Origin of the sequence: Labrys okinawensis (genome assembly GCF_002982075.1) — a bacterium.
Lineage (GTDB): Bacteria > Pseudomonadota > Alphaproteobacteria > Rhizobiales > Labraceae > Labrys > Labrys okinawensis_A.
On record NZ_PUEJ01000002.1, the window covers coordinates 1 to 23657 of the forward strand.

Below are 23657 nucleotides of genomic sequence, written 5' to 3' on the forward strand. Positions count from 1 at the left end.
GTGCGCGGCTCGCGATAGATGAAGAGCTGGTCGTCCGCGCGCAGATAGATGTTCTCGCGCGGATTGGAGACCAGGGAGGTCAGGCTTTCCACGCCCGTGCGCGAGCCGCGCGTCAGGCGCACGAAGAGGTCGTGGGCGGCTGCCTGCGGACCGCCGGCGAGGGCGATCGCATCGAGCACGCGCGTGCCCTTGACGGCAAGGGGGAAGCGGCCGCCCTGGCCGACTTCGCCTGAGACCGTGACGAGATTGGCGGCATTCTGGGTGAGGGTGACGAGCACCTGCGGCTCGATCGCCTTGGAGGACAAGGCGCTGACGATGGCCTGCCCGACCTGGGCGGGCGTACGGCCGGCGGCAACGACGCTACCGGCATAGGGCACGTTGATGCGCCCGCCGCGATCGATCTGCTGGGGCGGCAACTGCACGCTCTTGCTGCCGGCGCTGCCGGTGGCGTCGGCGGTGCCGAACAGGCCTCCCGAGCTGGCCTCGAAGATCGAGACCGATACCATGTCGCCCACGCCCAGCGTGCCGCTCGAGGGCGGGCCGCCTGCCGCGAAACTGCCGAGGAAACCGGTCGGCCGATGCCGCGACAGCACGGCGACCGTTTCGGCGTTGACGTCGAAGATGGAATAGGGGCTGGCGACAGCACGCCCCTGCGCACCGCCATTCTGCTGACGGCTCAGAATGGTTTTGGCCGTGGGACCCGCATTCGGCAGGCTGGAACAAGCCGCAAGGCCGGCGGTGATCAGGAGAATGATTGGAATACGCAGCACTTCGACATCACTCGCTTTTCAACGGCACCATTCTTTTTCCCATCACTGACGGACCGGAACAAGCTTTGATGCTTTTCGTGGTAAAGATCTCTGTTCAGAAAGAGGTAACATTTGCCCAAACATCAGCTTCCTTCGAACTTTTCGTACCGATGCCGATGAAATGAACATCATAACTTCGGACCCGATTCGCCTTCCATCCAGCCCGCCTTGGAGACTTGTTACGCTCGGGCTTACTCACACTCCTCGCTCCCCATTACCCCATATTTCCACTTCCGTTTCGGTCTCCCGAAAGGTAAGTAGGAGCCATAGGGATTGGCGGAGGGCTCTGGCAGTGCCAACCGAAGGAGGCTGCAGGGCAGCCTGCGCCAATTTGCAAACTTTCCGTGATAATGCAACAGAAATTGCGCTCGCCATGGCAGCCATCCTGTCACGGAATCTACATATTAGATTCCCCTGCGTGAAACTTTCCTTAATTCTTAACCCGCTTTTTTCCACTTCCATCAAGAAAAGAAAAAGGCATTCTTACAATATACTGACAATCATCGGTGAGAATTCCGCCCGAACTCGCCTGAAGGAAAACTCGACTGAGAACTGCAAGGATTCGACGCCTGCTGGAGATAGGGAGATTACTCCTTTAGCAGTAGAGACCCCTTCTTTGCTGTCGCCATTTTCGCAAGCCCGTGTCGCGCCATTCCGCTTGGAACAGCACCCGGCCATATCTTGGGGATCGAGGCCCCGATCCAGGTCAGGGGCCACCTGATGCGCGCGCGCCTGCCCCCCTCCTCGCACCCGCCGTCCATCATGCGCATCCCTGGCGCATTGTGCGCCGGCCCCGCCTCTCCGTTACCGGGGTCATGCTGATGGATCGGTCCTGGTTGCCGCGCCCCGGTAGCGTTGTCGGCCTGCCCCTGGTCACCCTGCTGCGCTTTCCGGATCTGGGCGAGCTATTGCCGGACTATCGGCTAGTGGCGCTGGAGCGGGCAGGAGCAAGGGTGGACGCCGTCGCCGGCTGGGGCCGCAAGCTGCCGGCCCGCTGGGCAAGGCATGCGGCCGCCAGGCTGGCCCGCCCCTTTTTTACGCTGGAAGACGGATTCTTGCGCTCGGTCGGCCTGGGCAAGAGCGGGGCCGCGGCCGTTTCAGTGGTGATGGATGACCTCGGCGTCTATTACGACGCCCGTACGCCATCGCGGCTCGAACACGAATTGGCGCGGGGGGATTTTAGCGAGTCGCGGCCGCGCGCTACCGCTCTGCGCGAAGAGATCGTGCATCGGCGGCTGACCAAATATAACCATCTTCCCGATAGAACGCCGGAACTCGGGCCGCGCGAAAACCGGCGCATTCTGCTGGTGGAGCAGGTCGCGGGCGACATGTCGATTGCCGGCGCGTGCGCCGACAGGACGAGCTTCGCCGCCATGCTGGCCGACGCCCTTGCCATCCCGAGCGCCCAGATCATCATCCGCTCGCATCCGGATGTGATGGCGGGCCGAGCCCAGGGCAGTTTCACGGGTCTGGCGGCCGCCGCCCATCTGCGCAGGCTCGACGATGCCGTTTCGCCCCATGCCGTGCTCGACGAGGTCGACGAGGTCTGGACCGTGTCGAGCCAGCTCGGCTTCGACGCCCTTCTGCGCGGTCTGCCGGTGCGGTGCTATGGCGTGCCCTTCTATGCAGGGTGGGGGCTGAGCGAGGACCGGCCGGTATTGACCGCTGCCCGCGAAGCCCTGGCCCGCCGCCGCCGGGCGCGGATCGGGCCTGCACTGGACGTGGTCGATCTCGTCGACGCCGCCCTGATCCGCTATCCGCTCTACGCCGATCCGATCACGGGCCGCGCCGTCGGCCCGGAACAGGCGATCGCCAGGCTGCAAGGCTGGCGCGCCCATGCCGGGCGCTGGCGCGGAGAGACCGAGGCAGTGGCCATCAAACGGCATAAACGGCCGATACTTAGGCGCTATTGCGCGGCCCCGGGCGGCACGCTTCGCTTCAGCGCCACCGCGACCGGCAAGGTACGCCAGCTCAGCTGGGGCCTGCCGCCCTTCTCCGTCGGCGGAGCCTCGGCGATTACGGTCGAGGACGGCTTCCTCAGATCGGTCGGCCTGGGCTTTCCCGGCACCGTGCCGATCTCCCTGTGTTTCGACGCCAGCGGCATCTATTATGACGCCACCGCCGCCAGCGACCTCGAAACCCTGCTGGAGACCGGCACGTTTCCCGCCGAACTCACCGAGCGCGCCGCCCGTCTGCGCCAGGCGATCCTGCAAGCCGGCCTGACCAAGTACAATCTGAGCAGCGATGTGCCCGAAGCGATCTATCGGCAGGCGCGGGGCCGGCGGCGCGTGCTGGTGGTCGGGCAGGTACCGGGCGATCAATCCCTCAGGCTCGGCCTTCCCAGCCAGGCCAGCAACCTCGAATTTCTCCAGGCCGTCCGCCACGAATGCCCCGATGCCTTCATCGTCTTCAAGGAGCACCCCGATCTGGTGGCCGGCAAACGGCCGGGCCTGAGCGATCGCAAGGCGGCCGGCGCCCTGGCCGATCATCTGGCCGTGTCGGGCGATGCGGCGGCCTGGATCGACTTTGCCGACGAGGTGCATGTACGCACCTCGCTGACCGGATTCGAGGCTTTGCTGCGGAACAGGCCCGTGATCTGCCACGGAGCGCCCTTCTTTGCGGGCTGGGGCCTGACGACCGACCGCGTCGCCATATCCCGCCGCAGGCGCCGGCGCTCGCTCGACGAATTGGTGGCCGCCGCCCTCATTCTCTATCCGACCTATCTGCACCCCGTTCGGGGACTGCCGATGGAAGCCGAAGACGCGGTGGCCTGGCTGAGTGCGGCGCGCCAGGCTCCCGGCGGCCGGACCAACCCTTTGCGCCGAATCATACGTTGGTGGCCCCGCAATGCAGTTCCTCTTTGACGTATCGCGGCACCTGCGCCGGCTCATTCGCACCACGCCCACCGGCATCGACCGGGTCGATGCCGCTTATATCCGGCTTCTGCCCGATCTCGCCGGTGAGGTCACCTTCGTGGCCAAGATGCCCGGCTTCAACGGCCTGCGGCGCGTCGACAGGCTTCTGCCGTCTGCGGCCTATTCGGCCGGCCAGGGCTTGGACGTCGAAAAGGATCGTATCTACACCGAGTTGGCCGATTATCTCGCCATGCCGGCATGGCCCTCCGAGCGCGGCTGCCGGCGCCTTGCTGAAACCGATCGGGCGGAACCTTCCGCCGCCCGGGTGGCGTTCACCGGCATGCGGCAGGTCTTCGGCACTCGGGATCTGCCCCTGAGCCTGCGCGGATCGGTGTATCTCAATACCTCACACTCAGGCTTGGAAAACACTCTCAAGATCCAGGAAATGAGGCGGCGCGGCGCACGCATCGTCGCGATGCTGCATGATCTCATTCCCGTCGATTTTCCGGAATTCTGCCGCGAAGGCGAGGCTGCCAAGCACCACCGCCGCATGCTCTCTTTGCTGCAGCATGCCGATCTGATCATCGCCAACTCGGCCTATTCGCGCGACCGTTTCGCCGCCTGGCTGGCGACCGTGGCCCCGCGGGGCGAGCTCCGGCCCGCCGCGCCGCCCATCGTGGTCGTCCCACTGGCCGTCGAGAACGAATTCCTGACACGTGACGCCTTGCGGCCGCCGCCATCGCCAATTCCGTATTTCGTCTGTCTCGGCACGATCGAAGCCCGCAAGAATCACGCTCTGCTTCTCCTGCTCTGGCGCCGCCTTGCCGAGAAGCTCGGCGCTGCCTGCCCGCGCCTGGTCCTGGTGGGACGCCGAGGCTGGAAGGTCGATCAGGTCCTGGATCTATTGACCCATGCCGCACCGCTGGCCCGCCATGTCGTGGAAGTGGCCGATCTCAGCGACCCGGCCGTCGCCTCTCTGATCGCTGGCGCGCATGGCCTGGTACAGCCCTCGCTGGTGGAGGGTTTCGGACTGCCGATCCTGGAAGCCAATGCCCTCGGCGTGCCGGTCATCGCCTCCGATATTCCCGCTCACCGCGAAGTGGCCGAACTCGCCGGCCATCACGGCATCAGCCTGGTCGATCCGATCGACTTGCCGCAATGGATGGGTGCCGTTACGGCACTGGCCTCGGACCGTTTCGAGCTCAGCACCCGTGTCGCCCTTCCCTCCTGGCGGGACCACGTGCGGCAAGCGCTCGATGTCGTACGGGATCATTTCGGCCCTGCAAATTCCTCCGCTCACGCGACCCCGAAAAACAACTTAGCCAGCACGAGGCCCGTCTGAGGCGGGCCACCGCATCATACCGCCTGCCCCAACGAAATTTTTCCACTTGAGATACAATTTTCTACTACATAAAATCGCCTTTCCATAAAACTCCTTTGAGATTACAGACAAATCATCTTACCTTATGAAACTCAGATCGGCCCCGCACCTTGGGGCACCCATTGATCTAAGGACGTTATTTCCTCACCAACTGTTGCATCAAAGCTACAGACTCGTGTTTAGAAAGCTGGCATGGTGTCTTCACCTTTAGGAGTAACGCATATGAGAATCTCTGCAGCAGCAATTGCTCTCCTGCTCACGTCGACGGCAGCCATCGCTGCCGATCTTGCGCCTGCGCCCGTCGAGCCTGTGGCACCGGTTGTCGTTCCGTTCTCCTGGACGGGCTTCTACGCCGGTGCGAACGTCGGCTATGCTTTCGGCGGTCGCGATACGGTCGGCATCCACGATCCCGCTTTCCTCGGCGATCTCGGCAAGCTGACGGCCAAGGGTTTCCTTGGCGGCTTGCAGGCGGGCTATAACTATCAGTTCGACAACATCGTGGTCGGTATCGAAACCGACTTCCAGGGCGCCCAGATCAAGGACACCGTGCATGGTGTGGTCGCCGGCGAACCTGGCCGCGCTCGCTCGGACATCAAGTGGTACGGCACCCTGCGCCCGCGCATCGGTTATGCCTATGACCGCTTCCTGATCTACGCCACCGGCGGTCTGGCCTATGGCAACATCGACTACAAGCTCAGCTATAACGGCGCGTCGTTCAGCGACAGCAACACCAAGGTCGGCTGGACGGCCGGCGCCGGTCTCGAATATGCCTTCACCGACAATCTCTCGGGCCGCGTCGAATATCAGTATGTGAATTTCGGCAGCTACACGGTGCGCGGTGCCGGTACCCTCCACTCCAAGGCCTCGCCGGACTTCCACGCCGTGCGTCTCGGTGTGAACTACAAGTTCTGAACCGCCGCTGCTGTATCAGATCTCATTGCATCAACGGGGGCAGGTTTGCCCCCGTTTTTGTTTGCTGGAGCATGCCAAGGCTTCGAAAAGGCCGACTCGTGAAGGGCTCGGTTCGATAGGTCGATCTTTTGGAGCAAAGTGCGATTGCGTCGAACTTCGTGTGAGCTGCATGGCCAGCGCGGGCCGATCGACGAGGGCCTTTTCAAGCTCGCTCAGTCAAGCGCTGCCGCTCATTGTGTTGCCGGCAATAGACAGGTAGGTGGGCGAATCCATTGCCGCCGCCTCGGAACACCGCCCAGGGATTGTCGCAAAAGTCCTACAGAGTGATTTCAAGCCGATTTCGGCACACGTACAGGGGCTTTTTTCGGCAGTTCCACCACATTGTCGTCGATGCGGCCGATCAGGTTGCGGATGGTCAGATCAAAGTAACGGCTCAGATAATAGGAGCCGTTGATCTGCGTCTCCGTCACCATGTGACTGATGAAGGCGTCCCTCGCCGCCGCATTGGGAAGGAAGGGAGCGCACCAGAATTGCTTGAGCTTGCCCTCGTCGCCATGGGCGACAAGGCCGTCAATGGCATAATGCGCATTTCCCAGCACGAATACGGGACAATTGCGCTGCAGCGCCAGAATGCCCGTGGTGCTGTTGACCGTGATCATGCCGCGGGCATGCCGGATCAGCAGTCCCGTCGGTCCGTCATCGATCAAGGAAACCCGGTCCGCCACCCCCGCCAGCTTGGCGAGCTGTGCCACGAAGCGATGATAAGGCCGGTGCCCGCGGTCGAGCGGATGGGCCTTGAAGGCAAGGCGGGTGCCCGGCGGCGCGTGCTTGGCAAAGGAGCGGATCGTGGCCTCGATCATGCGTTCCATGGTCCAGCCGGCGCCATGGACCCGCAATTGCAGGTCATCATGCACCTGGAGGGCCGCGACAAAATATTTACGGTCGAAATTGTCGACGAGGTCGATGATCTTCTTCGCATTGTTCCAGCGATCGGTGTATTTGCGAACGGCATTGCGGCTCCAGAGCACCGCCTCTCCAAGCAAGGAGCGCTCGCGGTGATGGGAGTATTGCCGGAACACCACACTGCCTGCCGACATCGCCAGATAATATTTGAAAGCCCACCATGCCATGGGCTTGAAGCTCGTGGCCGGGATCGTCACCGGCGCCTCGACAGAGGCCACTTTATTGCGGTCATAGGCCGACAGCACGCGCGGCAGCAGGGAAGCGGCATTGTTGCCCTCCCGTTCGGCCGTCACATAATCGGGCCGCAGATAACCTTCTTCCAGGCACCAGACATCGACGCCGAGCTCTCGGCACAGAGCGACCGCAACCTGGTGATAGGGGCGCTGATCGCCGAACAGGATGACCTTGTCCGGCTTCTGACCAAGCAGGAATTGCGAGAACCAGCCCCGCCAGGCCGTCAGGCTGTCGGAAAACATCACGAACGGAATCCGCCGCGAATAGAGGCGGTCTCCAAGATTGAAATTGATCTTGAGAACTCTGTCGCCGCGCGCCAGGAGCGATTGCGCAAGCTCGGAAAAAAAGGGCCCTACCGGTCCCTGGAGCAGCACAATGAACTTGGGACGCAGCATCGGTAATCCGATAATTGATTCAGTTAAAACAGCTTATACATATTGATAGTTCTTATCGCAAATATGTACATACCGCTGATTTGACAGGTTACCGCTTAGGCAGGCATCGGAGCGTCGAATCCGTTTCGATACCGAATAGGGCGCCGCACATTATCGGCACCGCATCGTTCCTGCTTTGAGCGCGAGATCGGCCTTGAGTTGGCCCAGAGGGCTGAGGCTTGCACGGCCTCCTTGACGGTGGTGGTCCCGCCATATTAGGAAATGCGTGCAGCGACCAGTCATGACGCTGCCGTAGGCGTTACCGTCATCCAACGCGTCCTTCGTCGAGAGGGTCCCAGCAGGGGGATCTCGATTCAACAGGGCGCCACGGTCATGCCATTTGCCTGCTCCGCGTTTCCGTCTTCCTCTGGGGCTGCCATCCCGGCGCGGCTCGCCGCCGCCGTGATGCCTGCTGCCCGGCTGGGAATGCGGGCGGTCCGCTGCCTCGGGCGCAGCGGCGGCGTTTCCGTGCCCTCGGTTCAACGGAGACGCAACACCCATGAAGATGACCGGCAACACCATCCTCATCGCCGGCGGCACCAGCGGCATCGGCCGCGCGCTCGCCGAAGCCTTCCACCAGCGCGGCAACCGCGTCATCGTGACGGGGCGGCGCCAAGACCTGCTTGACCGGATCACGGCAAGCCGGCCCGGCATGGCGGGGCTGCCGCTCGACCTCACCGATCCCGCTTCCCTGTCGCACCTCGCAAACGAGGTTCGCAGGCATTATCCCGACCTCAACATGCTGGTCGCCAATGCCGGCATCTCACGGGCGGAGGACATGGCGGCGGACGGCTGGGATGTCGGCGATGCCGAGGCGATCGTGGAGACCAACATCCTGGGCGTATTGCGGGTGACGGCCGCGCTCCTGCCCATCCTGAAGGGACAGGCGGATGCGACGATCATGGCCACCAGCTCCAATCTTGCCTTCGTGCCCCGCGCCGACTTTCCGGCCTATTGCGCCAGCAAGGCGTTCCTGCATTCCTGGCTGCAGTCTCTGCGACACCAGCTTCGCAAGGTGCCCGTCGAGGTGCTCGAACTGGCACCGCCCTACGTGCAGACCGAACTCACCGGCCGCCAGCAGGCCTTCGATCCCCGCGCGATGCCCATCGACAGCTATGTCACCGAGGTGATGCGATTGCTCGACCGGGGCGACCATCCCCGAGGCGAGGTGCTGGTCGAACGTGACCGCGCTCGCCGCTGGGCCGAACGGGATGGCCGCTACGATGCGATCTTTACCGCCATGAACCCGGACTGAACCAACGGTTCATCCCATCGCCTGCAACCGAAGCGCCTTGCCGCCCGGGACCATCTCGAGCGGCTGCAGATCATCGCAAAAGGGAGAAATGGCGCACCCAGCACGATTCGAACGTGCGACCTTTGCCTTCGGAGGGCAACACTCTATCCAGCTGAGCTATGGGTGCGTCGATTGCCCTTCTAGCCGATCGTTCCACATCCTGCAATCGCCGCCTGCGATTCTCCCGGCGATTTCCTGCCCGGTCAGCCGAAGGTCTTGCGCGGGTCCAGCGCATCGCGCACGGCTTCCCCCACCAGGATCAGCAGCGACAGCAGCAATGCCGTCACCGTGAAGCCGGAGATGGTGAGCCAATAGGCATTGGGCCTGGCCTGCGCCTGCTTGAGCAGTTCGCCGAGCGAGGCGGTGCCCGGAGGCAGGCCGAGGCCGAGATAGTCCAGCGCCGTCAGGGTCGAGATGGCGCCCGAGAGAATGAAGGGCAGCATGGTCAGCGTGGCCACCGTCGCGTTGGGCAGCAGATGCTTGATCATGATGGTGGTGTCGGACAGCCCGAGCGCCTTGGCCGCCCGCACATATTCGAGATTGCGGGCGCGCAGGAACTCGGCACGGACCACCGCCACCAGCGCCATCCAGGAAAACAGTAGGAGGATGCCGAGCAGTACCCAGAAGCCCGGCGCCAGCACCGCCGAGATGATGATGAGCAGATAGAGCGAGGGAATGCTGGTCCAGATCTCGATGGCGCGCTGGAAGATCAGGTCGACCCAACCGCCGAAATAGCCCTGCACCGCGCCGGCAGCCACGCCGATGAGCGAGGAAAAGAAGGTGAGGATCAGGCCGAAGAGCAGGGAAATCCGGGTACCGTAGATGATGCGGGCCAGTACGTCGCGGCCGGTATCGTCGGTGCCAAGCCAGTTCCATTCGATGTCGCGGCAGGTCGTCCCGCCGACAGCCAGGGCGGCCTCGCGGCACTGGTCGTCGCCCAGCGCCCAGGTGGGCGGCGAGGGCACGCCGCCGGCCGGCGGATTCTTGTTGATGGTCTGCGGACCATAGCGAATGGGGGCCCAGAGCACGAAGGCACCGCGATCGGCCAGCAGCTTGACGAGGTAGGGATCGCGGAAATTCGCCGGTCCCGGCAGGTCTCCGCCGAGATCGGTCTCGTCATAATCGACGAAGACCGGCGTAAAGACCTGTCCTTTGTCGATGATCAGCAGGGGCTTCTCGTTGGCGATGAATTCGGCGAACAGCGACAGGATGAAGAGGGCGAGAAAGAGCCAGAACGACCAGTAGCCGCGCCGGTTGGCCTTGAAATTGTTGAGGCGCCGCCGGTTGAGAGGCGACAGTTTCAGCCAACCCCGCCTGGTTTGGATGGCAGCCTCCATCTCAAACCTCTCGCGCTTCGAAGTCGATGCGCGGATCGACGAACATATAGATCAGGTCGGTGGCCAGATTGATGACGAGAGCCACCAGCGCCAGGATATAGATGGAGGCCAGCACCACGGGATAGTCGCGGTTGACAACCGATTCATAGTTCAGCCGGCCCAGGCCATTGAGCTCGAAGGTCTGCTCGATCAGCAGCGATCCGGTGAACAGCGCCGAGATGAAGGCGGCGGGAAAGCTCGCGATCACGATCAGCATGGCGTTGCGGAAGACATGGCCGTAGAGCACCCGGCGCGGCGACAGCCCCTTCATGCGCGCCGTCAGCACATATTGCTTGCGGATCTCGTCGAGGAAGGCGTTCTTGGTCATCATCGTCAGCGTGGCGAAGGCCGAGACTCCCATGGCGATCAGCGGCAGCGTCATGTGCCAGGCATAGTCGGCGATCTTGCCCCACAGCGACAATTCGTTCCAATTGTCGGAAACAAGCCGGCCGTTGGGAAAGATCTGCCAGAAGGCGCTGCCGGCGAACAGGGTGATCAGCAGGATGCCGAGGGTGAAGCCGGGGATGGCGTAGCCGACGATGATGACCGCGCTGGTCCAGCCATCGAAGAAGGAGCCGTCCTTGATGGCCTTGCGGATGCCCAGCGGTATCGAGATCGCATAGGAGAGCAGCATCACCCACAGGCCGATGGAGATCGAGACCGGCAATTTCTCGGCAATCAGCGTGGTGACAGGCGTATCGCGGAAATAGCTCTGGCCGAAGTTGAAGGTGGCGTAGTTCTTGATCATCAGCCAGAACTGCTCGTAGACCGGCTTGTCGAAGCCATATTGCTTGCGCAGGCTGGCGATGAAGGCGGGATCGAGCCCCTGGGAACCGCGATATTGCGAGGCGCCGGCATTGAAGCTCGGCGCCGGCCCGCCGATGTCGCCCCCGCCCCCGGCATTGCCCGACAGCATCGACACCATGCGCTCCACCGGACCGCCGGGCACGATCTGGATGATGGCAAAGGAGATCAGCATGATGCCGAACAAGGTCGGCACGATCAGCGCGAGGCGGCGCAGGACATAGGCGAGCAAATCGACGTTCCGGGTTGGCCTGTCGAACCTAGAGGAGAATCAGGGCGATGGGAATCCTGGCGGGACGCGGAACACCCCTCATCCGGCTGCCGCCACCTTCTCCCGCAAGGGGAGAAGGCACCTTGTTCGGATTGCGTATCGCTTTCGCGCTGCCCAACGTCGAACGGCCTTAGACCATTGCTCCCCTTCTCCCCTTGCGGGAGAAGGTCCCGGCAGGGGGATGAGGGGTGATCCACAGCCCCCTCACATCCTGAATTCGCTGCCCAGATAGAGCCGGCGGGCTTCGGGATTGTCGATGATCTCCTGCGGCGTGCCCTGGGTCAGTACATGGCCCGAATGGATGATGTAGGCCCGGTCGATCAGGGCCAGGGTCTCGCGCACATTGTGGTCGGTGATCAGCACGCCGATGCCGCGATTGGTCAGATGGCGCACCAGGGTCTGGATGTCGCCGACCGCGATCGGATCGATGCCGGCGAAAGGCTCGTCCAGCAGCATGAAGGACGGACGGCCAGCCAAAGCGCGCGCGATTTCCACGCGCCGGCGTTCGCCGCCCGAGAGCGCGATGGAGGCCGTCTTGCGCAGGCGGCCGATCTTGAACTCCTCGAGCAATTCGTCGAGCTGGCGCTCGCGCTCGGCCTTGTTCGGCTCAACGATTTCGAGAACGGCGCGGATATTCTCCTCGACGTTCAGGCCGCGGAAGATCGAGGCCTCCTGCGGCAGATAGCCGATGCCGAGCCGGGCGCGCCGATACATCGGCAGTGTCGTGACGTCATGGCCGTCGAGTTCGATGCGGCCATGGTCCGGCGGCACCAGGCCGGTGATCATGTAGAAGACCGTGGTCTTGCCGGCGCCATTCGGACCGAGCAGGCCGACAGCCTCGCCGCGACGAACCTCGAGGCTGACGTCGCTCACGACCGTGCGCTTACCATAGGTCTTGGCAATCGACACCACCGAGAGCGTGCCCTCGACACTGACGGCCGGCCCTGCTTCATCGCCGTCAGCCGCGTATTGCACCATCTCGCTCATGCCTGGCCCGCACTCTTCCTGCGGCATCGGGCCCGATGCCGCGTTTTCCTGTTATCACGCCGTCCTGCCGAAAACCGGCATGCATCGCGCATCCCGGTGTCCGATGACAGCTTTGCCGCCTGCCGGTGAATATCTCGTTCATCGGGCAAAAACATGCTGCCCCAGAGCAAAGCGCGTTCAGGCGTGAACGCTTGTTTGCTCTAGCTCTTTGTTTCGATGCGTCTTTGCGATTCTTGGTGACTGCATCTAATCGCAAAACGCTATAGCGTTCCGCTCTGGCGACGGCACGTCCGTGGATCAACACTTCTGGTCGCCCGAGACGAAATGGCCGGTGGTGCCGCCGGTGACGGTGGCACGGCCGGTCTGGGTGTTGACCACCAGCTTCTTGCCGCGCAGCACGTTGCAGCCCTGGCTCATCACCACTTCCTGGCCCGTCAGCGTGGCGATGTTGGTCTCCATGTCGAGGATGCCGTCATCGCCGGTCGCCTTCTGGTCGGGGGCAGTGACGACGACATTGCCCTTGGCCACCAGCTTCTTGACCTTGTTCTCCGCCGGTTCCGGCGGCGCATCGGCGCCGGCGGCTTCAGCGGTCGAGGAGGCATCGGCCGGCAGCGCCGCCGAGGGGCTCGCCTGCTGTGCTGCCGAGGGAGTCGCCGGCTGAGTCGGGCTGGCGCCGGCGGCATCGGCGGGCTGCTTGCCCGGCGGCGAGGCGGCTTCGTAGAAGACGGTCAATTCCTCGGCGGTGAGTGTCGATTCGCCCTGGGTCGCCACCACATTGCCGGTGAAGATCGCCTTCTGCTCGTCCTGATGGGTTTCGAGTTGATCGGCCTTGATGTTTACCGGCTTGTCATTATCGGAGGAGAAGCCCTGGAAAGGCGTGGACGGCTTCTTCTCCTGCGCGCCGGCCGGCAAGGCCAGTGATGAAACGAGCAGCGCCAGCGGCAGCAACAGCGCCGGAGCGAGGCGACGAGACGTCGGGCTGGGTCGCATCATCACGGGCCTGTTTCCTCAATTGCTTTTTTTCTGGCTGCCCTGGGTGAAGACGCCGGATACGCCGACGCCGCCACCCTCGACCTTTGCGACGCCGGTCTTGAGGTTGACGATCAGCTTGGTGCCCTTCAGCACGTTCGGGCCCTGGATCATCACCACCTCGCCGCCGCTCAGCGTGGCGATATTGGTCGCCATGTCCATCACGCCATTGTTGCCGGTCGCCTTCTGGTCCTTGGAGGTGACGACGACATTGCCGCGGGCGACCAGCTTCTTGATGGAACTGGCCGGCGTGCCCGAACCGGAGGCGGGCGCCTTGCTGGTGTCAGCAGGCTTGGTGTCGGCAGGCTTGGCTTCGGTCGTCTTGGCATCGCCGGCCGGCTGGCCATCGGCAGGCTTGGCATCGGCAGGCTTGGCGTCGGTAGGCTTGGCGTCGGCGGCCTTCGGATCAGCAGGTTTGGCATCAGCCGCCTTGGCGTCCTTGGCCTTGCCATCTTTGGCGGCGCCGTTGGCGTTGTTGTCGACATTCTCGTAGAACACGGTCAGTTCGTTGGTGCGCAGGGTGGAGTCACCCTGCGTCGCCACCACATTGCCGGTGAACACCGCCTTTTGCTCGTCCTGATGCACTTCGAGTGAATCCGACTTGACGTCGACGGGTTTGCCGCTGTCGGAGGAGAAACCCTGGAACGGGCTGGCCGCCTTCTTCGGGGCGGCGCCGGCATCGGCAGCCGTCAGAGCCAGGGCGAGCGGCAGCACCGCGAGAGGCACCAGGCGGCGGATTTTCATCGTCATTGGGTAGGATTTCCCTGCGCTGGATTGGCTGGATTGGGGGGAGCGGCATTGGGAGCCGGCGTATTATCGGGCGGCGAAGCGGGCGTTTCGGAGCCGTCACCCCCCTCTTCCGCTTCCGGCTTGTAGGGCACCTTGAAGCTGGCGCTGACGCCGTCCTTGAACAGGATTTTCGCACCACCCTGCACGATGCTCAGGCCATTGCCGGAAATCGTACCGGAAGTGAGATTGACGGTGACCGGCTCCTTGCTGGTGACCGTGCTGGCCTTGAGGTCGATGCTGGCGCTCTTCAAGGTAGCGTCATAGCCCTTGGTGGAGCGAACGCGCACATCGCCCTTGAGATCGAGAAGCTGGCCGACCGTGTCGAAGGTGCCGGCTTCGGCGCTCAGCGTGGCATCGCTCTGGTCGGGCGCGGTGATCACCGCCTTCAACCCGGTCAGACTGACCACGCCGGGCACGTTGACCTTCTGCGTTCCGCCGGTGGCGGTGACGTCGTATTTCTGCCCGCGATTGTTGGAGCCGGTCAGATGGGGCCTTTCGACCGCCAGAATCCCCTCGCCGGACGGCTTGACGGGATCGGGCACGATGACCGGCTGCGGGGCAAAGGGGTTGAACACCGCCAGAAAGACAAACACGCCCGCTCCGGCAACCGCTGTGGCGGGCACGGCAAACTTCAGGAAACGCACCAGCCTGCTGTGAGCGCGGGCAGCTTTGAAAGCGCTTTCACGCGAAGGCATGGCGGGTTGGGGGATCTTGACCCGCGCATCCATGATATCGGCCAAACGAATACCTTCCAAACGCTGCTGGCGGCGGGAAACCATCGCCACCGACCATCATATTGCGATGCGAAGTGGAGACGTCAACCCGGCGCCGGCGGCGCCGTCCATCCCTGCCTGCAATTCCTGAACTTTGGGTGAAAATCGCAACAGGTGCGCTCTCATAGCAGATTTCCGCCCCAGGGGGAATGTGCCGAGGGGAACGCGTCACGCCGCCGTCACCCGCCGGGCCTTCCGGACGGGCACGAATATGGGAGCGAGGCATGAGGCCCCGGTCTCAGCTATGGGCGAAGATATCGGTCTCGGGCCAGCCATTGAGGTCGAGCAGCGCCCGCGTCGGCAGAAAGTCGAAACAGGCGCGCGCCATTTCTGAGCGTCCCTCCCGCGCCAGGGTGACGTCGAGCTTGGCCTTGAGCTCGTGCAGATAGAGCACATCCGATGCGGCATAGGCGAGTTGGGCGTCGGTGAGCGTGTCCGCACCCCAGTCGGAGGATTGCTGCTGCTTGGAAAGGTCGATGCCGAGCAGTTCGCGCACCAGATCCTTGAGGCCGTGCCGGTCGGTGTAGGTGCGGGTGAGCCGGGAAGCGATCTTGGTGCAATAGACCGGCTTCGTCGCCACGCCGAAGGCATTCTGCAGCGCGGCAATGTCGAAGCGGGCGAAATGGAAGATCTTGGTGACCGATGGATTGGCCAGCAACTGCTCGAGATTGGGGGCGCTCTTCTGCCCTTGGGCGATCTGCACCACATCGGCAGTACCATCCCCCGGCGAAAGCTGCACCACGCAGAGCCGGTCACGATGGGGGTTGAGGCCCATGGTCTCGGTATCGATGGCGGCGCTGGTGGTGTAGCGGGACAGGTCGGGCAGATCGCCGCGGTGGTAGCGAATGGTCACGGAAGCTTCCTGAACTCGATATCATTGGATCAGAGTGCAGATAGAACTCTCGCGAGACGATGTGCAAGAGGCGGAGGGGTCTGGGCGGTTGCGGACGAAGGGTTTCTCCCGGGACGGCCGGCTTCCAGCCGACTATTCCTCCTCGGCAGGCACAACGTTTCCGGGAGCCGGCTGAAGGCGGCAGTCCCGGGAAGGTTTGCCAACGCGCCCGCGCGTGCTATCGACCTCCCCGCGAATTCATTCGGCTGGTACCCTTGGCTTCTTTCCTCGACCCTTTTCGTCTCATGCGCGCGGGCTGGACGCTGGCCCGCGAAGGCGCGCTCGGCCTCGTCGACGTCCATGATTTGCCGGCGCCGGCAAGGCTGGTGGTGCGCCTCGGCCGGCTGGTCGAAAAACGCAATGTCAGCGGCGGCAAGGGCCTGGCCGCCGCCCTGGTGAAACTCGGTCCGAGCTGGGTGAAGCTCGGCCAGTTCCTGGCGACCAGGCCGGATGTCGTCGGCTTTGCCGTGGCGCGCGACCTGGAAGAGCTGCAGGACCGCATGCCGCCCTTCCCGCAGGCCGTCGCCATCGCGGAAATCGAGAGGGCCCTGGGCGGCCCGCTGCACCAGTTCTTCGCCGAGCTTTCCGAGCCTGTCGCCGCCGCCTCGGTGGCACAGGTGCACAAGGGCGTCATCCGCGACGCCGACGGCGAGCGCGAAGTGGCGGTGAAGGTACTGCGCCCGGGCGTCGACCGGCGTTTCCGCTCCGACCTCTCCACCTTCTATTTCGCCGCGCGCACCATCGAGCGGCTCGATCCGCGTTCCAAGCGCCTCAAGCCGGTCGAGACGGTCGACATGCTGGCGCGCACCGTCGCCTTCGAGATGGATTCGCGCCTGGAGGCAGCTGCCCTGTCGGAAATGGCGGAAAACATCGCCGACGATCCCGATTTCCGTATCCCCGCGCCGGACTGGAACCGCACCGCCCGCTCTGTGCTGACGCTGGAATGGATCGAGGGCATCCCCCTCTCCGACATCGACCGGTTGAAGGCGGCCGGCTTCGATCTCGTCGATCTCGCCCGCATCATCATCCAGTCCTTCCTGCGCCATGCCATACGCGACGGCTTCTTCCACGCCGACATGCATCAGGGCAATCTGATGATCGATGCCTCCGGCCAGCTCGTGGCCGTGGATTTCGGCATCATGGGCCGGGCCGGCCTGAAGGAGCGCCGCTTCCTCGCCGAAATCCTGCACGGCTTCATCACCCGAAACTACCGGCGGGTGGCAGAGGTGCATTTCGAAGCGGGCTATGTGCCCTCGAGCCACTCGATTGACGATTTCGCCCAGGCGATCCGTGCCATCGGGGAACCGATTCACCAGAAGCGGGCGGACGAGATCTCGATGGCCAAGCTCCTGACGCTGCTGTTCGAGATCACCGAACTCTTCGACATGAAGACCCGGCCCGAGCTGATCCTGCTGCAGAAGACCATGGTGGTGGTGGAAGGCGTCGCCCGGCGGCTCAATCCCAAGCTCGACATGTGGACGACGGCCGATCCGGTGGTGCGCGACTGGATCGAGCGCAATCTCGGCCCACTGGGCAAGCTCAGCGACCTGGGGCAGCAGACGCGGGAGGCCGGGAAATCATTCACCTTGCTGCCGAGCCTGCTCAATCGGGCCGAGACTCTTGCCGAACGTCTCAACGAGGCGACGGAAAAGGGCTTTGCCCTCAAGCCCGAGAGCATCGAGGCGATCGGCAGGGCCGAAGCCCGCCGCAATCGCTGGGGCAATGCCGCGTTGTGGATTATCGCCTTCGCAGCGCTCTACCTGGCCTGGAACCTGGTCTGAACGCAGCGGCGTAGACCTATGCCAGGTGCCGTTGAAAACAAACTCGAGGCGTGGTCTCTGCTGAAAACCGGTATCGGCTGTCCGGTATGGTGCTTCGGGGGCCGAGCCGGCTCGGCCCCCTTCTCGTTCAGGAAAAGACACCTGCGACTTCATTGCCGCCGATCCCCTTGGGCGAGGGACCATATTGGTTGGGGCCCTGGGTGCCATCCAGGAAACCGAGTTCGATGAAAACCCAGATGGCGCCGACGATGGGGATGAGGCTGGCGAGCAGGAACCAACCGCTCCTGTTGCGGTCATGGCAGCGACGAACGCCGATGGAAAGCCCGGACCAGACAAAGCCGACATAGAGCACGACACCGATCATGCCCAACAGGTAGATGAGCGGACTGTCAGGCGTCATGGTCAGTGCCAGGCCGTAGAAGATTCCCACGATGACGCACAAGGCGATCCATTGCAGGAGATGATAGATCCAGTAGCTGCTGCGACGCAGGCGGCCCTGGAAACTGAACAATTTCTCCACAAGTGTCGGTTCATTCATCTGCTCAACCCCTTTGATCTTAAGCTCTATAGCGTTTTGCGATTAGACGGAGTCACCTAGAATCGCAAAGACGCGTCAGAACAATGAGTTAGAGCAAATAAGCGTTCACGCTTGAACGCGCTTTGCTCTAGCGGTTTCAATATTTGTCGGCCTACCAGCGCGGACAATTGAAAACAAGGCATCGATCCCGACGAATGAGAGACTTGTTTCCAGCGTGACAGAAGAACGGCGAGCTGTCCGTTTGAAGTCATGACATTTTACAATTCAGGAAACTGTCACAATCAAAGCGATGATCTTCGCCTTACCTCGGCATTCCAATTCATGGGCGGGAAACTCGCCGGCGTTTCTGGGCCTTGATCGTCGGCTTGCCTTCAAAGATCCTCGTTGGCTGCCCGCCATTGGCTGGCCATGCCCTCCGGCTCAGGACCGAAGCGATTGGCGGCTCGGGTGCCGCGCCAGAAAAACAGGTCGACCAGCAGCCAGAGGTTGGCGATTGGGATCAGTCCCACCAGCAGGAACCAAGCTGAATGGTCACGGTCATGGCAGCGCTTGGCCAGGATGCAGAAGCTCATCCAGCCCATCATCAGGCCGAGCCCGCCGAGCGGCACCCACGGCAGCAGCCGCAACGCCGCCGCCGGATCATGGCGATAATAGGCGAATACCCATCCGCCCCAGACGACGGCAGCGGCCGCAAACATCGCGCACAGGCAAACATAGGCGAACAAGGCGTCGAAGCGAGGAATACGCCCTTTCGGGCTGAGCAACATCCGCCCGATGGTCATACCGCCTTCATTTGAACCGGCTTGTGCCATGGTGCATTCGTCACGGCTGGCGTTCCCCTGGCCAGGATACACTCGGAACGATACTGCGCCAACGGTCTGCAACTCGAGGTGCGGGGCGAGGCGACGCCACGACTGCTCGACGGTGATTCCGTCGGATCGCGAGGATCTATGCTCCGGAGGTCATTCGTCAGCAGGAGGCCCGAAGCGGTTGGGACCCGGCACGCCCCTGATGAAGCCCATCTCTATCAGCGTCCACAGTGCGATGAGATGGCCCAGCCAGACCAGCCAGGACTGCACGAAGATCGCGGCGGCCCAGAAGGCAAGGCAGCCCGCCGTCCAGCCGACATACCACAGGCCCGATTTGCCGCGATCATGACAACGCTTGAAGCCGGCAGCAAGATAGGGCCAGGCGCAGATGAACCAGCCGATCGCGCTCATGCGGAAAACGCGAGCCGGTCCCTCGTCCGGCAAATTCGTCGCCGCGAACAGCCACCAGGCGACCCAGACCAGATAGATGAAGGCGAGCGGCACCGTGACGAGAAGATAGGCGTGCCGACCGATGCGGCCCTTGAAGGAAAGCAGATTGCCCATTACGCCCCGCCCTCAGCGCCAGTCATCCGGCAAGGGCTTGCCGGGTTCGAGCAGCGGCCCGACATAAAGACCTCTCTGGCGGCGCTTGGCTGCGTATTGCCGGCGCTCCTCGACCGTCTTCGGAAATACAGAAATGAAGCCGTCCTCATATTTTTTACGCCATTCGCTGACAGCCTCGGCCCATTGGGAAAGCCGACAGGCCCTCCGGCCTGCCAGCATAGAGCGGTATTTTCTTTTCGTAGGAGATGGCCCGAGCTCCGATTTCCTGCCAGGCATCGAGGTCACAGGCAGCCCAGGAATTGATGGCCGGCCCCATACTGTCGTTCAGCGCGCCGCGCAGATCCTTCAGTTTCGGTTCTGTTTCAGCCCAGGCGCGTGAGCGCGATTGGAACAAATAATACCAGAATGCCGCCTGGCGCCTGTCGCCGCGCGCCCACAGCACATCGACGACGCGGGCGAAATAATAGGGGTGCACGGCACTGGGCCGCCGGATGATGAAGTCAGCCGCCTCGGCAGGCCCGGCGGTTTCGCCCAGCAGGCCGCCGCTGAGAGGTGTCTCGCTCCCGACCGCGGGAGGCGTCTGGGCCTGCGCCAAAGCGGGCATGGCGAAGACCGCGCCCGCCAGGAAGAACGCCGCGAACCACGATCCCGCGCTGCGCATCGACATCAGTCCAATTTCCGGTACCCGCGCCACCATTGCAACCGATGGCCGAAGCGTCAACTGTGCATGCGGCGTGCCGCCTCTCCGGCCGTGGTCCGCAGGGTCAGGAGAAGAGTTCCAACATTTGCTCATCGGCGCTCGCCTCGAGGGCGGGTCCATAACGGTTCGGGCCGGCTACACCATCCCGCACTGCGAGCAAGGCCGTCACCCAGAACCATAGAACCGAACTCGGAGCGAAGGGCACGGGCAACAGCCACCAGCCCGAATAGCCCAGATCGTGCAGGCGCTTGGTTGAAACGGCCCAGAGCGGCCAAAGTAACGGCAAGCACGCAAGAAGGCGAGAAAGTCCCGGGACCAGGATGAGATAGATCAGCGATTCAGGCAGGCCGAACCGGTCTGGAAGAGCAATCAGCATCGACGCCGCCGCCTGGCCGAATACCAGTTCGAGTCCCAGCGCCAAACCGAGCAGAGCCGGGCCGAAGGCCCGCCACGCCCCCGGCCCTGTTCTGCCCCGAAGGCAGAACAGCTGATATCGCCAGTGCACGCGGCGCCCCCCGGATTTGCCCGTTTTTCCCCTATGGGAAAAATTACCGCCTCGCAATCGCGGGTGCTTACAGCCCCCAATCGTCCTGATGGTCGAGCAGGCCGCGCTCGCGCAAGGCTTTCACCACGATCTCCGCCAAAGCCTTGGGCGTTTCACCGACGGTCTGCAGCACGATCTCGGCATTCTCTGGCCGCTCATAGGGGCTGCTGATGCCGGTGAAGTGCTTGATCTCGCCGGCCAGCGCCTTGGCGTAGAGCCCCTTGGGATCGCGCTTGATGCAATCCTCGATCGGGGTGTCCACGAAGACCTCGACGAACTCGCCGGCCTCGACCAGGGAGCGGACGAGCGCCCGCTCCGCCTCGAAGGGCGAGATGAAGGAACACAAGACGATGGTGCCGCTCTCGACGAAGAGCTTGGCGACCTCCCCGATGCGCCGGATGTTCTCGACCCGGTCAGCATCGGTGAAGCCGAGATCGCGGTTGAGGCCGTGGCGGACATTATCGCCGTCGAGCAGCATGGTATGATGGCCGGCATGGGCGAGCTCGGCCTCGACCAGATTGGCGATGGTCGACTTGCCCGAGCCCGACAGGCCGGTGAACCAGACGATCGCCGCCTTCTGGTGCTTGAGCGCCGAACGGGCGAGCTTGTCGATGGTGAGCGACTGGCGGTGGATGTTGGTGGCCCGGCGCAGGGCGAAGTCGATCATGCCCGCCGCCGCCGTCTGGTTGGTCGCCCGGTCGATCAGGATGAAGGCGCCGGTCTCGCGGTTGTCGACATAGGCGTCGATCGCCACGGGCACGCCCGTCGCCACCTTGACGACGCCGATCTCGTTGAGCTGCAGCGTACGGGCGGCGAGATGCTCCTGGGTATTGACGTCGATCTTGTGCTTGATCGAGGTGATGGTCGCCGGCACGAATTTGGTGCCGATGCGCAGCATATAGGAACGGCCCGGCAGCAGCGCGTCCTCGGACATCCAGATCAGGTGAGCGGCGAACTGGTCGGTGACATCGGGGCGCTCGGTGGCGAGGGAAAACACGTCGCCGCGGGCGGCATCGATCTCGTCGGCAAGCGTCAGGGTGACCGCGTCGCCTGCGACGGCTTCCTCCAGATCGCCGTCCTGGGTGACGATGCGGGTTACCACTGAGGTCTTTCCGGAAGCCGCCACCGTCACGCTGTCGCCCGGGCGAACGGCGCCGGAGGCGACCGTGCCCGAAAAACCGCGGAAGTCGAGATTGGGCCGGTTCACCCATTGCACCGGGAAGCGGAAGGACTTCTTGGCGGCGTCGGAGGCCACGTCGATGGTCTCCAGATGCTCGATCAGGATGGGGCCGTGATACCAGTCCATATTGGTCGAGCGTGTCGAGACGTTCTCGCCGAAGCGGGCCGAGATCGGGATCAGGGTCACCGAGGTGAAAGCAAGATTGGCGGTGAAGGCCAGAATGTCGTGGACGATCTTCTCGAAGACGACACGATCATAGTCCACCAAGTCGATCTTGTTGACGGCGACCACGATGTGGCGGATGCCGAGCAGCGAGCAGATGGTGGCATGGCGCTTGGTCTGCACCAGCACGCCCTTGCGTGCATCGATCATCAGCACGGCGAGATCGGCTGTGGAAGCCCCGGTCGCCATGTTGCGGGTATATTGCTCGTGCCCAGGCGTGTCGGCCACGATGAAGGAGCGCTTGGCGGTGGAGAAGAAACGATAGGCGACGTCGATGGTGATGCCCTGCTCGCGCTCGGCCTCCAGCCCGTCGACCAGCAGGGCGAAGTCGATGTCCTCGCCCGTGGTGCCGTGGCGCTTGGAATCCTTCTCCAGCGCGGCGAGCTGGTCCTCGAAGATCAGCTTGGAATCGTAAAGCAGGCGGCCGATCAGGGTCGACTTGCCGTCATCGACGGAACCGCAGGTGAGGAAGCGCAACAACCCCTTCTCGCGGGGCTTGAGCATTTCGGCGAGCGAGAGCTGGGTCCGGGGAGCGGCAGCGTTCATCAGAAATAGCCCTCGCGCTTCTTCTTTTCCATCGAGGCCGACTCGTCATTATCGATCAGGCGCCCCTGGCGCTCGGAGGTGCGGGCCGTGAGCATTTCGCGCACGATGTCGGCGACGGAGGTCGCTTCGGAATCGATGGCGCCCGAAAGCGGGTAGCAGCCGAGCGTGCGAAAACGGACCCGGCGCATCTCGGGCACCTCCCCCGGCTCCAGGGGCAGGCGGTCGTCGTCGACCATCAGCATGGTGCCGGCCCGGAACACCACGGGCCGCTCCTTGGCGAGATAGAGCGGCACAATCGGAATGTCTTCTTCCAGGATGTATTGCCAGATGTCGAGTTCGGTCCAGTTCGACAGCGGGAAGACACGGATCGATTCGCCCTGCCGGATCTTGGTGTTGTAGAGCGACCATAGTTCGGGGCGCTGGTTGCGCGGATCCCAGGTGTGGTTGGCGGTGCGGAAGGAGAAGATGCGCTCCTTGGCGCGGCTCTTTTCTTCGTCGCGGCGGGCCCCGCCGAAGGCCGCGTCGAACTTGTGTTTGTCGAGAGCCTGCCGCAGCCCCTCGGTCTTCATCACCTGGGTATGCAGGGAAGAGCCGGAGGTGATCGGATTGATGCCCCGTTCGATGCCGTCCTGGTTGATATGCACGATGAGGTCGAGCCCGTAGCGCTTGGCGATCTCGTCGCGGAACGAGATCATGTCCTTGAACTTCCAGGTCGTGTCGACATGCAGCAGCGGGAAGGGCAGCTTGGAGGGATAGAACGCCTTCAGGGCCAGATGCAGCATCACCCCCGAATCCTTGCCGATGGAATAGAGCATCACCGGATTGGCGAATTCGGCCGCGACTTCGCGGATGATCCCGATCGACTCGGCTTCGAGCCGCTTGAGATGAGGGGAGAGAGTGCGGGACATTGACGCCTATAGGCCCTTTTCACATTGTGAAATGCGTAATTAGGGCATTTTACATAGAATGC

Annotated in this window: 21 protein-coding genes and 1 tRNA gene; 5 read left to right on the plus strand and 17 right to left on the minus strand. The window is 63.2% G+C overall.

What is annotated here, in order from left to right:
- Nucleotides 1–770: polysaccharide biosynthesis/export family protein (locus tag C5L14_RS03585; RefSeq protein ID WP_105860692.1), on the minus strand; the 770-nt coding region annotated here is incomplete at its 3' end.
- 860 nt (nucleotides 771–1630) lie between these two features.
- On the opposite strand from C5L14_RS03585, the gene C5L14_RS03595 reads away from it, so the two are divergent.
- The 3 genes from C5L14_RS03595 (at nucleotide 1631) to C5L14_RS03605 (ending at nucleotide 5957) form a co-directional block, all read left to right on the plus strand.
- On the plus strand, nucleotides 1631–3673 hold the full coding sequence (locus tag C5L14_RS03595; RefSeq protein ID WP_181161013.1) for a capsular polysaccharide biosynthesis protein: 2043 nt from the start codon (nucleotides 1631–1633) through the stop codon (nucleotides 3671–3673).
- Nucleotides 3657–5006 carry a glycosyltransferase family 4 protein gene (locus tag C5L14_RS03600; protein ID WP_105860695.1) on the plus strand — a complete coding sequence of 450 codons (1350 nt, stop codon included), beginning with the start codon at nucleotides 3657–3659 and terminating at the stop codon, nucleotides 5004–5006. The genes C5L14_RS03595 and C5L14_RS03600 overlap by 17 nt, the downstream gene beginning before the upstream one ends.
- A 261-nt stretch (nucleotides 5007–5267) precedes the next feature.
- The gene (locus C5L14_RS03605; RefSeq protein WP_105860696.1) at nucleotides 5268–5957 is read left to right on the plus strand and encodes an outer membrane protein; all 690 of its coding nucleotides are present in this window, start codon (nucleotides 5268–5270) and stop codon (nucleotides 5955–5957) included.
- Nucleotides 5958–6286: 329 nt separating this feature from the next.
- Here the strand turns inward: C5L14_RS03605 and C5L14_RS03610 are convergent, their stop codons facing one another.
- Nucleotides 6287–7549: a capsule biosynthesis protein gene (locus C5L14_RS03610; protein WP_105860697.1), complete on the minus strand. Its 1263-nt coding sequence runs from the start codon at nucleotides 7547–7549 to the stop codon at nucleotides 6287–6289.
- Nucleotides 7550–8087: 538 nt separating this feature from the next.
- Here C5L14_RS03610 and C5L14_RS03615 point away from each other — a divergent pair.
- Nucleotides 8088–8843, plus strand: a complete 756-nt coding sequence (locus C5L14_RS03615; RefSeq protein WP_105860698.1) for an SDR family oxidoreductase — start codon at nucleotides 8088–8090, stop codon at nucleotides 8841–8843.
- 89 nt (nucleotides 8844–8932) lie between these two features.
- Here the strand turns inward: C5L14_RS03615 and C5L14_RS03620 are convergent.
- The 8 genes from C5L14_RS03620 to C5L14_RS03655 all read right to left on the minus strand — a co-directional run bounded on the left by C5L14_RS03620 (nucleotide 8933) and on the right by C5L14_RS03655 (nucleotide 15764).
- Nucleotides 8933–9009 (minus strand) — tRNA-Arg (locus C5L14_RS03620).
- Nucleotides 9010–9085: 76 nt separating this feature from the next.
- Entirely contained in the window at nucleotides 9086–10219 is a 1134-nt protein-coding gene (locus tag C5L14_RS03625) for an ABC transporter permease (protein ID WP_105860699.1), read from the minus strand.
- Between the two features lies 1 nt (nucleotide 10220).
- The gene (locus C5L14_RS03630; protein WP_105860700.1) at nucleotides 10221–11294 is read right to left on the minus strand and encodes a microcin C ABC transporter permease YejB; all 1074 of its coding nucleotides are present in this window, start codon (nucleotides 11292–11294) and stop codon (nucleotides 10221–10223) included.
- A gap of 243 nt (nucleotides 11295–11537) precedes the next feature.
- The gene (gene lptB / locus C5L14_RS03635; protein WP_105860701.1) at nucleotides 11538–12347 is read right to left on the minus strand and encodes an LPS export ABC transporter ATP-binding protein; all 810 of its coding nucleotides are present in this window, start codon (nucleotides 12345–12347) and stop codon (nucleotides 11538–11540) included.
- A gap of 270 nt (nucleotides 12348–12617) precedes the next feature.
- Entirely contained in the window at nucleotides 12618–13313 is a 696-nt protein-coding gene (locus C5L14_RS03640) for an LptA/OstA family protein (protein ID WP_105860702.1), read from the minus strand.
- Between the two features lie 15 nt (nucleotides 13314–13328).
- Nucleotides 13329–14099, minus strand: coding sequence for an LptA/OstA family protein (locus C5L14_RS03645; protein WP_105860703.1), 771 nt, complete (start codon nucleotides 14097–14099; stop codon nucleotides 13329–13331).
- Nucleotides 14096–14878: an LPS export ABC transporter periplasmic protein LptC gene (gene lptC, locus C5L14_RS03650; RefSeq protein ID WP_181161014.1), complete on the minus strand. Its 783-nt coding sequence runs from the start codon at nucleotides 14876–14878 to the stop codon at nucleotides 14096–14098. Before lptC ends, C5L14_RS03645 begins: the two co-directional genes overlap by 4 nt.
- A gap of 271 nt (nucleotides 14879–15149) precedes the next feature.
- Nucleotides 15150–15764 carry a ribonuclease D gene (locus C5L14_RS03655; RefSeq protein WP_105860705.1) on the minus strand — a complete coding sequence of 205 codons (615 nt, stop codon included), beginning with the start codon at nucleotides 15762–15764 and terminating at the stop codon, nucleotides 15150–15152.
- A 284-nt stretch (nucleotides 15765–16048) separates the two neighbouring features.
- Between C5L14_RS03655 and ubiB the strand changes: the two genes are divergently transcribed.
- Complete coding sequence (gene ubiB, locus C5L14_RS03660) at nucleotides 16049–17584, plus strand: 2-polyprenylphenol 6-hydroxylase (RefSeq protein WP_105861303.1); 1536 nt, start codon at nucleotides 16049–16051, stop codon at nucleotides 17582–17584.
- A 127-nt stretch (nucleotides 17585–17711) separates the two neighbouring features.
- On the opposite strand, the gene C5L14_RS03665 is transcribed toward ubiB, so the two are convergent.
- The 7 genes from C5L14_RS03665 to cysD form a co-directional block, all read right to left on the minus strand.
- Complete coding sequence (locus tag C5L14_RS03665; RefSeq protein WP_105860706.1) at nucleotides 17712–18122, minus strand: DUF805 domain-containing protein; 411 nt, start codon at nucleotides 18120–18122, stop codon at nucleotides 17712–17714.
- 371 nt (nucleotides 18123–18493) lie between these two features.
- Nucleotides 18494–18904 (minus strand): DUF805 domain-containing protein, encoded by a 411-nt coding sequence (locus C5L14_RS03670; protein WP_181161015.1) that lies wholly within the window; start codon nucleotides 18902–18904, stop codon nucleotides 18494–18496.
- Nucleotides 18905–19084: 180 nt separating this feature from the next.
- Nucleotides 19085–19495: a DUF805 domain-containing protein gene (locus C5L14_RS03675; protein WP_105860708.1), complete on the minus strand. Its 411-nt coding sequence runs from the start codon at nucleotides 19493–19495 to the stop codon at nucleotides 19085–19087.
- A 154-nt stretch (nucleotides 19496–19649) separates the two neighbouring features.
- Complete coding sequence (locus C5L14_RS03680) at nucleotides 19650–20162, minus strand: hypothetical protein (RefSeq protein ID WP_105860709.1); 513 nt, start codon at nucleotides 20160–20162, stop codon at nucleotides 19650–19652.
- A 97-nt stretch (nucleotides 20163–20259) separates the two neighbouring features.
- A complete protein-coding gene (locus tag C5L14_RS03685) occupies nucleotides 20260–20616 on the minus strand; it encodes a DUF805 domain-containing protein (protein WP_146126828.1) in 357 nt (118 codons plus the stop codon).
- A 151-nt stretch (nucleotides 20617–20767) separates the two neighbouring features.
- Nucleotides 20768–22687, minus strand: coding sequence for a sulfate adenylyltransferase subunit CysN (gene cysN / locus C5L14_RS03690; protein WP_105860711.1), 1920 nt, complete (start codon nucleotides 22685–22687; stop codon nucleotides 20768–20770).
- A complete protein-coding gene (cysD, locus tag C5L14_RS03695) occupies nucleotides 22687–23595 on the minus strand; it encodes a sulfate adenylyltransferase subunit CysD (protein ID WP_105860712.1) in 909 nt (302 codons plus the stop codon). The genes cysN and cysD overlap by 1 nt, the downstream gene beginning before the upstream one ends.
- Between the last annotated feature and the right edge of the window lie 62 nt (nucleotides 23596–23657).